Here is a 567-nt window from a genome sequence, read left to right on the forward strand (position 1 = left end):
CGAAAATCAGGCTGCCCTTGCGGCGGCCAATGCTGAGATCGCCAAGCTCGAAGAAGCGCTGCCCTATATCGACCAGCAGATGAATGCGCGTGCTGAACTCGCTGAGAAGGGGTTCTACTCAAAGCTTAAACTCCTCGAATACGAACAGCTGCGTGCCGAGCATATCCGCAACATCGAGGTCCAGCAGGCGAACAGGATGCGGGCCGAAGCCTCGATCGGGCGGCTCGATGCCGAACTGCGCAGCTTGCGCGCGGGGTTCGGGCGCACAGCCGTCACCGATCTCGCCGAAGCCAATGATCGCGCAAGTCTCGCCAGCGAGGAACTGCGCAAGGCCGAGCGCCGCCGACAGTTCCAAGAACTGCGCGCGCCCGTCGACGGCGTTGTCCAGCAGCTTGCGGTCAGCACAATTGGCGGCGTGGTCCAGCCTGCTCAGCCGTTAATGGTAATCGTGCCGTGCACCTCCGGCGATGTAACCAGCGCATCGAGCTGCAACAGTGGGATCTCGGTCGAAGCGTTCGTCCAAAACAAGGATATTGGCTTTATCAAGGTCGGCCAACGCGTCGCGGT

At 61.2% G+C, this 567-nt stretch carries 1 protein-coding gene; it reads left to right on the forward strand.

What is annotated here, in order from left to right:
• Positions 1-567: HlyD family secretion protein (locus tag F2B26_RS16770; RefSeq protein WP_159811231.1), on the forward strand; the 567-nt coding region annotated here is incomplete at both ends.

It is taken from the genome of Cellulomonas citrea (genome assembly GCF_009829685.1).
GTDB classification, from domain to species: domain Bacteria; phylum Actinomycetota; class Actinomycetes; order Actinomycetales; family Cellulomonadaceae; genus Cellulomonas; species Cellulomonas citrea.